This window comes from Synechococcus sp. BDU 130192 (assembly GCF_963876085.1).
In the GTDB taxonomy this organism is placed as follows: domain Bacteria; phylum Cyanobacteriota; class Cyanobacteriia; order Cyanobacteriales; family MRBY01; genus MRBY01.
Map to the genome: position 1 here is coordinate 1 of NZ_CAWNNO010000026.1, position 8,467 is coordinate 8,467.

12 protein-coding genes are annotated in these 8,467 nt (G+C 44.5%); 5 read left to right on the plus strand and 7 right to left on the minus strand.

Annotated features, from left to right (window positions below):
- Positions 1 to 433 precede the first annotated feature (433 nt).
- The 3 genes from AACT35_RS08355 to AACT35_RS08365 all read right to left on the minus strand — a co-directional run bounded on the left by AACT35_RS08355 (position 434) and on the right by AACT35_RS08365 (position 1,664).
- Positions 434 to 775, minus strand: a complete 342-nt coding sequence (locus AACT35_RS08355; protein WP_099239454.1) for a HepT-like ribonuclease domain-containing protein — start codon at positions 773 to 775, stop codon at positions 434 to 436.
- The gene (locus AACT35_RS08360) at positions 768 to 1,088 is read right to left on the minus strand and encodes a nucleotidyltransferase family protein (RefSeq protein ID WP_099239470.1); all 321 of its coding nucleotides are present in this window, start codon (positions 1,086 to 1,088) and stop codon (positions 768 to 770) included. Before AACT35_RS08360 ends, AACT35_RS08355 begins: the two co-directional genes overlap by 8 nt.
- Positions 1,089 to 1,361: 273 nt before the next feature.
- On the minus strand, positions 1,362 to 1,664 hold the full coding sequence (locus tag AACT35_RS08365) for a Fic family protein (protein WP_099239456.1): 303 nt from the start codon (positions 1,662 to 1,664) through the stop codon (positions 1,362 to 1,364).
- Positions 1,665 to 2,514: 850 nt separating this feature from the next.
- Here AACT35_RS08365 and AACT35_RS08370 point away from each other — a divergent pair.
- The 3 genes from AACT35_RS08370 to AACT35_RS08380 are packed head-to-tail and all read left to right on the plus strand — an operon-like array spanning position 2,515 to position 4,384.
- The gene (locus AACT35_RS08370; protein ID WP_099239458.1) at positions 2,515 to 3,501 is read left to right on the plus strand and encodes a ParM/StbA family protein; all 987 of its coding nucleotides are present in this window, start codon (positions 2,515 to 2,517) and stop codon (positions 3,499 to 3,501) included.
- A gap of 20 nt (positions 3,502 to 3,521) precedes the next feature.
- Positions 3,522 to 3,896 (plus strand): hypothetical protein, encoded by a 375-nt coding sequence (locus AACT35_RS08375; RefSeq protein ID WP_099239472.1) that lies wholly within the window; start codon positions 3,522 to 3,524, stop codon positions 3,894 to 3,896.
- 11 nt (positions 3,897 to 3,907) lie between these two features.
- A complete protein-coding gene (locus AACT35_RS08380) occupies positions 3,908 to 4,384 on the plus strand; it encodes a hypothetical protein (RefSeq protein WP_099239460.1) in 477 nt (158 codons plus the stop codon).
- A gap of 604 nt (positions 4,385 to 4,988) precedes the next feature.
- Here the strand turns inward: AACT35_RS08380 and AACT35_RS08385 are convergent.
- The 4 genes from AACT35_RS08385 to AACT35_RS08400 all read right to left on the minus strand — a co-directional run bounded on the left by AACT35_RS08385 (position 4,989) and on the right by AACT35_RS08400 (position 7,076).
- On the minus strand, positions 4,989 to 5,498 hold the full coding sequence (locus AACT35_RS08385) for a helix-turn-helix transcriptional regulator (protein ID WP_012305522.1): 510 nt from the start codon (positions 5,496 to 5,498) through the stop codon (positions 4,989 to 4,991).
- Positions 5,499 to 5,974: 476 nt separating this feature from the next.
- The gene (locus tag AACT35_RS08390; RefSeq protein WP_173867243.1) at positions 5,975 to 6,145 is read right to left on the minus strand and encodes a hypothetical protein; all 171 of its coding nucleotides are present in this window, start codon (positions 6,143 to 6,145) and stop codon (positions 5,975 to 5,977) included.
- A gap of 92 nt (positions 6,146 to 6,237) precedes the next feature.
- A complete protein-coding gene (locus tag AACT35_RS08395; protein WP_099239464.1) occupies positions 6,238 to 6,483 on the minus strand; it encodes a hypothetical protein in 246 nt (81 codons plus the stop codon).
- A complete protein-coding gene (locus tag AACT35_RS08400; protein ID WP_099239466.1) occupies positions 6,480 to 7,076 on the minus strand; it encodes a ParA family protein in 597 nt (198 codons plus the stop codon). Before AACT35_RS08400 ends, AACT35_RS08395 begins: the two co-directional genes overlap by 4 nt.
- A gap of 222 nt (positions 7,077 to 7,298) precedes the next feature.
- Between AACT35_RS08400 and AACT35_RS08405 the strand changes: the two genes are divergently transcribed.
- Entirely contained in the window at positions 7,299 to 7,664 is a 366-nt protein-coding gene (locus AACT35_RS08405) for a hypothetical protein (protein WP_099239468.1), read from the plus strand.
- Positions 7,665 to 7,765: 101 nt separating this feature from the next.
- Positions 7,766 to 8,389, plus strand: a complete 624-nt coding sequence (locus tag AACT35_RS08410) for a tyrosine-type recombinase/integrase (protein WP_216820546.1) — start codon at positions 7,766 to 7,768, stop codon at positions 8,387 to 8,389.
- The last annotated feature ends 78 nt before the right edge of the window (positions 8,390 to 8,467 follow it).

Here is an 8,467-nt window from a genome sequence, read left to right on the forward strand (position 1 = left end):
AGATCTCGGACCACGGGACTGAAACTAGTGACCGAAAAATGAGTCGCCCCATCCCTGGGGACTCAACTTTCCAACCACTAAATCCCGACCACGGGACTGAAACTTTCCAACGAAAGAATAGGAATCGTAGGCTTTAAAAACTTTCCAACCACTAAATCCCGACCACGGGACTGAAACATATTTCTTAAAACTTGTTTCGTTTCTTTACCTTATTCTTTCTGGCCTCTAATATCTTTTGGAGTTACTGGGTTTACCGTGACTACATGGAACTCATTAAGGCATATAACGCCAATGAGTCTGAGGCTGAATTCCACCATCGAATTAACGTAGGCTTTGATGGTACTTGGACATTGATGTCGATGATGACTATGGTTTACTGCATCGGGAAGTTGGAGGACAAAGGTTAAACTGTTTTCTGTTTTGCCTTGGTTAGTTATGCTTCTTTATCCCAGAGTTCCTGGATGCACTTTTGTAGTGGTTCCAGTTCATGCTGGATAGTGTGCCAAAGAATGTCTTCGTCCAAGTAAAAGTATGTGTGGGCAATAATGTTTCTCAGGCCAATGATGTTTCGCCATGGAATATGTGGATACTGATTGCGGATTTGTTCTGGGATTTTCTTGCTGGCTTCTCCAATGATTTGTAGGTTAAGGGTCACTGCATCAAAGATAAGTGAGTGCTTTAAGAATGCTTCTTTTTCCAGACCCCTACTATATTCCTGGATTTTGTCAATGCTTGTTAGAATATCATTGAGGTAAAGCTTAAGGCTCCTAGACATATTTAGCCTCATTCAATACTTGTTCACGAATGATTTCTTTTAAAGACTTTTTGGTTGCTAAGTCAACCGGTTTATTAAATAATTCTTCCAGGAAAAACTTTAAGTCCATGTACAAGCTAAGGGTTGTTTCATTTTGAAATTCAACAACAAAGTCTAAGTCACTGGTCGCTGTGGCTTGATTATGAGCAGTTGACCCAAATAATGCCAGAGTTTTAATACTAAATTTTTCAAAGAGATTGGGATAGTTCCTCAGCGTTTCAAGAACTTGTTCTGATGTTATTACTGAAGAACAGGCTGTCTGTTGTTTAGTCATAGTTAGAGTATGGGTAGTAGCGGATAAAATACAATTACGATTCATGAATGTTAAATTTTAATGCTCCTGGGAACTCAACTTTCCAACCACTAAATCCCGACTACGGGACTGAAACGTCCCACTGTTAGCGATCCATCCTTACAACTGGGTACACTTTTCAACCACTCGCATCTTGCACCAGGGGCAAAGAGATACGCTGCGTCTAGCGCCAGGAGTTCGATTGATGCTTGTAATTTCGTTGGAGGTGATGCTATTCCTGGCATAGCGACAAACTTACCCATCTACCTTTTTGTACTTTCGCTGGGGATGACGGGGATTATCCGGATATTTCATCACCACTAGCCCAGCCTGGATCGCGGGATAGAGATAGTTTTTGCGGAAGGTGGGTTTACGGGTGAGAGAAAAAGATTCCATTAGAGCATTAGTGCTCCAAAATTGGTCATCCATAATGGCAAGGAGTTGTTTTACTTGATCAGCTTGATCATTTACTTGATCGCCTGGGTTATTTTTTGTTGTTGATAGTGGACTGGAGAATGTCAGGTTTTGGCGCAGGGTTATATTAATGATATCCAGCATAAAGCAAATGAATGGGGTGCTATTTGATCAGGCTTTCGCTGGGGAGGAGGTAAGAGGCGAATGGTCGAGTGCCCCGATCTGCTGAGAGGTAATACTGATCTGGTTAATGATTTGGGGGGTAATGGTGAAGGGCGGCTGATAGGACATTAGATGGCCTCGCTGGTGAACGACCCGATGCCCATGACAAGGGTATAGAATACGGGCCTCCTATTTCAATAGGAATTACGACTGAAACGAACAAAATATCTGTTTTGATTACTCACTTTTTTCAAAGTTGTATGGGCGATCGCCAAAATCTCGGAAAATTTCCTCAAATTTCCGACCCAAGGAAATCTGCTTCCGATAGCAGCGATTTTGCCTCCGCCAGAAAAAACCTCCGGAGGTGTATAAGGTGTGGGGAAATTGCCTCTTCATGACCCGTAACTCAGCGGCAGTGGCTGATGAGCATTGTGTGATGGTCGAGTGGAGACCTGATGAGACTGTGCTAACCCTCCAGTGATTGCTTGCCCTCGGCCGGGTGGATTTTCTCAACAAGTCAGATGAATCCGACTGTTATCGCCAATGGCAGGAATTTTTATTCCCCGGGGTTTTAGCAAAGCAACACCAAACCGCCAACAGAGAGCCATCAATCAAAAACCAGCCCCAACAGTAATACAAACTTACCTTTTAAACTCAAACCATTGCCCGAAATTTTTTGATAGAAAGCGTTAATGGAAAGTGCTGACCCGAAACAAAGAGTGAGCTAATAATGACCTACTTAGAACAGTCTTGGTGAAGTTGTGTAACAAATAAATCACTTCTATCCGTTCTTTCTGGGGCAATTCCTCTTCATCAGTAGGAGGAATAAATTATGTCTAAACTCAAAATTGTGATTGACCCCGGTAGTAGTGCAACAAAAGTGGCCTATTGCCTAGAGAATGCTTCTACCCAATGTTTTGTGATGTCCCCCTATTGCGCGGCAGTGCCCCCAGACTACCCACGCTCCTCTGGGTGGATGATGGGGTATACCCATGTGGAGAATGCTTGGGTGTCCCATGGTGATGCTTGTTATCTCCTGGGTGCTGGTGCCAAGAAATTTCAGGGTTCTGCGGTGCGCAACAATGACCTGAAATACATCAAGGCTCTGTACAAAATTCTGGGAGTCCTATCCCATATCCAAACTCAGCTTCAGGAATCACCAACCATAGATCTAGGGATTCTGCTGCCCTTGGACGAATATGTCACAAAAGACTGCCTAGAAGAGAGTCTCATGGCAGCCCAGGAGCGGTTTGAATACTGTGGGAGATCGCTCTCGTTAGAGATTAATGAAATCACCATCTGCCCAGAAGGCGCAGGACTCTTTCTCCAGGGATTACCAGCCAAAATTAATCCCCAGTCAGCGCGAGTGGCGGTGTTGGTGATTGGTCATCGCAATACCTCATGGCTAGTGACCGACAAGGGTTCCCCTTCAGTGGCGGAATCAGTGACGAATAACCTCGGCTTTCGTTGGCTCGTCCAAGAGGTGCAGCAGCGCACGGGCTATAAAGATGAAATAGCTCTCGCAGAGATGATTTTCACCGGGAAAAATCTCCGCCCAGAACTCCAGCAGGAGATAAAAATATGTCTCCCTCTGTACGGGCAACAAATTCAGCTATTTCTTACCGAACAAAACCCTGTGGACTATGTGGTGTGTGGTGGCGGCGCAGCAATGCTCCTGGAACAAGAAATCATGGGCCATTTATCAGGGAAAGTGGGCTGGGCGAATCATTTAGTCCGGGGGGTCGTGAAATCAGGTATCAAAGACCGGGTGATGGCCCGCCGCCTAGTGGACAGCTACGGACTTTTACACAGCTTATAAAGGCAATGAAAATGAAAAAAATGAGCAAACAACACTTTTTCCGCAGTGAAGCAAATAGTCCCCTGCGGCAGATCCTAGAAGACCTAAAACAGAGCGAGGGCCGGAGCCTACAAAAAGAACTGGCAGATGCCCTCCTGATTTTGCATTATCCCCGCATCCTGCAAAAACAAGGCGCTACATCAGAGCAGATTAAACACCAAGCAGAACTATCAATCCGGCGACTATCCCAGGAAATCAACCAACTGACCGCTCTGATTAACAGTCTTTCGCCTTCATCCTTGGAAGACTCACAAGCACTGTCACGCTTGGAAAAATTCAGCAGAGACGGAGAAGAGATTGAGGCTGAGGAGGCACCCTGTTTTAGCCCCAGATTATTTGCGAAGGACACCTTTTGAGACATTGACCCATGAATAAACAAGACATCATCACCCAATACCAAACCTCAATGACCAAACTTAACCAAGTCTTGGGGGCTTTGGCCATTGATCTTAACACCGAGGAATTCACCCCAGCCCAGACAGCTTTACTGGAGCAGGTCTGGCATCTCGTGCGCCAGGAAAACAAAACCTACAAACAGGCGATCGCCCTGGTCAGCCATCAACCCATTGAATCTGTAGTGCTAGAACCTGAAGTTACGGATTTCCTCGAACGAAAATCAACGACCTTCGCCAACCAGGTCATAGAAGAGACCCCAGGCATCATTAAGGAGCAACAGGCTGTAGCCCGTCAAATTATTGTTAGCTCCTTTTGGAAACGGATCAATGAGATTGGATGTTCCGAGGCATTTCAGCGGAGATTTGATGCTGCTTTGTACGGAGACGAAACCTTAGATGTTTCTGATATCCGCGCACTGCCAGAAGAATCAAGCTCCGATGCCGAATAGCCATCCGCTAAATTCTTAGCATGGCTCATTTGTTACTGGCCCCCGCAACGGGGGTCTTTTTTTAGTGGCGGACGGACGAATAAATTAAATAATGGACGCAAGATTAATCAGTACAATTGTTTGTAATTAGTCTTGATGGCGAAATGCTAGTCATCTAGTGGAAATTAAGTGGTGCTTTGCTAAAGCCTGAACAACTCAAGAAAGATTGTATTTGCAATAACTGCTAGATTATCCAGATTTATTGAGAATATCCAGCAAACAGGAGACAAAAAGCCAGTAGAGTATCACCAAATCTCCAGCAGATGACCGGAAAGAGCTGAGCAGTGATAATCAATTACCTTCTGGTGATAAAGAAAAAATTTCCTCACATATTACGCACCTCCGGAGGTTTTTTTGGCGAAGGCAAAATTGCTGTTATCGGAGACTGATTTCCTTAGGTCGGAAAATTGAGAGGATTTTTGAATGTGTTGAAACTTTTGAGGGTAAGTTCAGCCAAAGCGGGCGGCGACCATAAGAAAAATTATTACGCCGAGGAGCCTTCTTTATAAATCGCTCTCAGGCGTGAATCGGATTCGTAAAAAGGCTTGTAGTTGACCATAGATGATTAAGCCAGGGCCGCTACTTTTTTGGTTTTTTTAGACTGGCAATTCGAGTTGAATGTCATCACGTAAGCCGCGACTTCTATTAGTTCAGGTTCAATTTTTAACCCTTTAGCATCTCGTAACCAGATCAGAACTTCTGCAAGATGCCACAGGTCGCGTTTACCTTGGTATACAGGAATAGGGCCGTTTTCATCAGCCATTGTCAGGTGCTGTCTAATATTCTGGCGACTACATCCGAGAATAGCAGCAATATCTGAAGCCCCGACTAAATCTGGCCCAGCCTCAATCAGTACAGCTCCGGGAATAGCGCTCTCGATATCTTTAATTGCGGACTCGACAGCTAACTCTAAAGATTCAGATTCCCGACTAAAGTCAGCTCCTATAAACCCATTACGGCCCATACCGATCATTGCATCGTCACAGCCAGCCTCAAATAGTGCGTCTAAGTATTGCTCAGGGTTTGTATTGACACCAGGGAGCCTGAAAGATAGCTCAAAGTTATAGTATTTCATGGTTTTAGTCCTTTATTCATTCCCTATTCCCATCACAACCATCAACCCATTTACGAATATTTCTGGCATGACCTTGAGGATTTTTCGGCGTAGACCAAATCGAATTAGCGCAAAATAGACGATTGCGACAGCCCTTGTTGTCGGGGCATAGGAGTCTCCCCCAACAATGCCCGCCGCCTATTTCCACTCTCCAGCCGTTAGCTTCTGCGTACTCCAGCGCCGCTTCGATTTCTTTATTGGGATGTCGATTTCGATTCATGTCTTGATTCCAAGATAGGTGCTATTTTTTTACTTGTCAATCGACAAGTAAGCGGTTTTATCGAGCCACGCTATTTTCAGAGGTTACAGAAAAATTAGCTCAAGCCTATCAATGACTGAGACTGAACTTGAGCAAACGCCTATTACATGAACCCCTTTACCTCCATTTCGGACAGCAGAGTCAAAATGAAACAGCCTCTAACCCGGTCATTTAGCTTCTAGCAAGAGGCGATCGCCGCCGGGACATCATCGATAATTTCCTCTAAATCCTGCATCGCCCTGATGACTGTGGTGAGGTTGCCCACCGATGCCTTTTCCCACTGGTTTAAAAGGAAACGGCGGGATAGAGCCGCTTCGACTGCATCCTGCCTGAATAAAAAGAGATTCACCCAGCTCTTTGAACTACAATCCCAACGAAAAATCTGGGGTTTTATGGGGTCATTTCGTCAAAAGAAAAGCGACCATAGCATTAAATCTGGTTTTATGGTTTGCCAAATTTCTGGTTTAAAGCTTCAACGATGACTTCAGTCATGGTGATCCCATTTCGTTTCGCTTCTGCCGCCCAATGCTGCCTGAGAGACTTAGGAACCTTCACACAAAGATTCACCATTTTTTCGGTCTCGGTGGACTGAGCAGATTGCTGATTATTTTGTTGGTCAGATATCTGATTATCTGGTTTACTGGTTTGTTTTGCTCTGCCGATGATGTCTCCAAATTTGCCGCTCATTGTCTTAATACCTCCATAATTTCTTTACCCAGTGCCTCAAAGTCATTCCAAGGAATTCTATCTCTACCAGACATCTGGTTTACTGGTTTACCAGCTAAAGCCGCTTTTTGAAAAGCAGCGCTACGGCGAATCAAGCTTTGAAAAGTAGGGACACCGTTTGCGATTAACTCATTACGCATCGTTTCCCCTTCCTTGCTAGGGTAGGGTGGCACAATGGTTAGTAACGCTCGATATTTTGCATCTCCCACATCATTGGCGATCGCCAGCATCGGTTCTAGGCTCACCACATCCGGGGTCGTTGGCAAGATGAGTAGGTCGCAACCCTTAGCCAATTCTTGAAGGTCATCACTATTTGGGCGTGCTGGAGTATCAATCACGGCAAAGTCATGGCCCGTAATTAGTCGCATCGCCTGTCTTTCATCAGCGACTGTAAAAGGCATCTCTCCCCGCTGGCTCCAATTCAAAGCCGTTCGGTTCGGGTCGCCATCAATCAATATGGTTTTCTGGTTTCGGGCAAGGTAGGCAGCGATATGAATTGCGCTTGTTGACTTGCCTACTCCGCCTTTGTATCCAGTAACAGTAATAATCTGCATTTCTGGTTATCTGGTTTTAAAGATAATTTGATTGTACGTGATTTATAAAAAAATATGCCAAAACCATAAATCTGGCATTCTGTAAATCTGGTTTACTGGTATTCTGTAAACATTAGATCATCAAGAAAATGTAATGTTGTCTCAAAGCTACAGACAAGACACCGTAAAGGATCTAACCTTTTGAGTACTGCATTTTTAGTTCCGTGAGCTGACTGCCGAAAAATGCCTCAAATCTTAGATATCTTAATTAGCGGTGCGTTTCTTTTTGGCGGGATTTACTTCGGCGTTATATTTATCGCATACTGGCATGACGCTTTCACTCGTTATCTCAATCCACAACCAATAATCACTAAATCATCACCAGAGACAATTGTTCCTAATCTAGAGGAAGCAGAAATCGTTAGAGAGATCCGAAAATATATTCACTCACCTTCTCTGCGAAAAATAGTACAGAAATATCTAAGTAAGGAAGTAAGCAATGCGACGCAGGCAGAACTGTTCATGGTATGGGCCAAGATTGAAGATAGATGGGGAGATGAATTTTTCACTCAAATTCGACAAAAAACAGAGCAATATCACAACGACTAATCGCAAGTCCTAAATCATGACAAAAAAACTGGCTCATTTTAAAAATGTCCGAAAGTAACAAAACCAAACTTTAGTTACTTTCACTTACCCAACAAAAACCCATGACACTTGCTCCCCTTTCCCGTCCGGAACAACCGAAGCTCACCGCCGCTACCACTGATTCAGAAATTCTCCAGCGTTGGGCGGCCCAAAAGAGCGAAGCTACTCAAAAAACTTATTTCTACATCGTCCGGGGATTCATGGGGGCGATCGCCAAACCATTAAACCAAGTCACCCTTGATGATTTGCTGGACTGGCTCGATTCGCTGGAGGAGCAATCCCAGAATACGAAACGGAATAAGATTGCCGTCATTCGTTCATTGTTTGGATTCTGCCATGCCACGGGCTATATTCAACTGAATCCTGCCAAACTGCTCAAACAACCGAAGGAAAACGACTGTCGGGTAGCGAGAATTGTCAGCAAGCCCAAGGTTAAGGCCATGGCCATAAATGCTGATACGCTACGGAACGAACTGATTATCAAGACTTTATACCTGTTGGGGGTTAGGGTGAGTGAGTTGATTCATATCCGCTGGGATGACTTCATTCAGACTGACGATGGTCTAAAACTTAAGGTGATGGGTAAGGGTGATAAGGTGCGGTTTATCGTGGTTCCCACTAGCTTATGGGATGAACTGGAAACCCTACGAAATGATTCTGCTTCTCAGTACAGGACAAAAACTTGAAAAGGATAGAGGGAGAGGGTTTGATAGGAATTAGAAGATAACCAAGCAAACCCTCATGAGTCAGATTAGCGAAATTCG

What these genes read in the sequence shown, in the direction of transcription:
- AACT35_RS08395 (WP_099239464.1), bottom strand. Translation starts at nt 6,483, where the DNA reads ATGAGCGGCAAATTTGGAGACATCATCGGCAGAGCAAAACAAACCAGT.
- AACT35_RS08365 (WP_099239456.1), bottom strand. Translation starts at nt 1,664, where the DNA reads ATGCTGGATATCATTAATATAACCCTGCGCCAAAACCTGACATTCTCC.
- AACT35_RS08405 (WP_099239468.1), top strand. Translation starts at nt 7,299, where the DNA reads ATGCCTCAAATCTTAGATATCTTAATTAGCGGTGCGTTTCTTTTTGGC.
- AACT35_RS08355 (WP_099239454.1), bottom strand. Translation starts at nt 775, where the DNA reads ATGTCTAGGAGCCTTAAGCTTTACCTCAATGATATTCTAACAAGCATT.
- AACT35_RS08385 (WP_012305522.1), bottom strand. Translation starts at nt 5,498, where the DNA reads ATGAAATACTATAACTTTGAGCTATCTTTCAGGCTCCCTGGTGTCAAT.
- AACT35_RS08410 (WP_216820546.1), top strand. Translation starts at nt 7,766, where the DNA reads ATGACACTTGCTCCCCTTTCCCGTCCGGAACAACCGAAGCTCACCGCC.
- AACT35_RS08360 (WP_099239470.1), bottom strand. Translation starts at nt 1,088, where the DNA reads ATGACTAAACAACAGACAGCCTGTTCTTCAGTAATAACATCAGAACAA.
- AACT35_RS08380 (WP_099239460.1), top strand. Translation starts at nt 3,908, where the DNA reads ATGAATAAACAAGACATCATCACCCAATACCAAACCTCAATGACCAAA.
- AACT35_RS08370 (WP_099239458.1), top strand. Translation starts at nt 2,515, where the DNA reads ATGTCTAAACTCAAAATTGTGATTGACCCCGGTAGTAGTGCAACAAAA.
- AACT35_RS08400 (WP_099239466.1), bottom strand. Translation starts at nt 7,076, where the DNA reads ATGCAGATTATTACTGTTACTGGATACAAAGGCGGAGTAGGCAAGTCA.
- AACT35_RS08375 (WP_099239472.1), top strand. Translation starts at nt 3,522, where the DNA reads ATGAGCAAACAACACTTTTTCCGCAGTGAAGCAAATAGTCCCCTGCGG.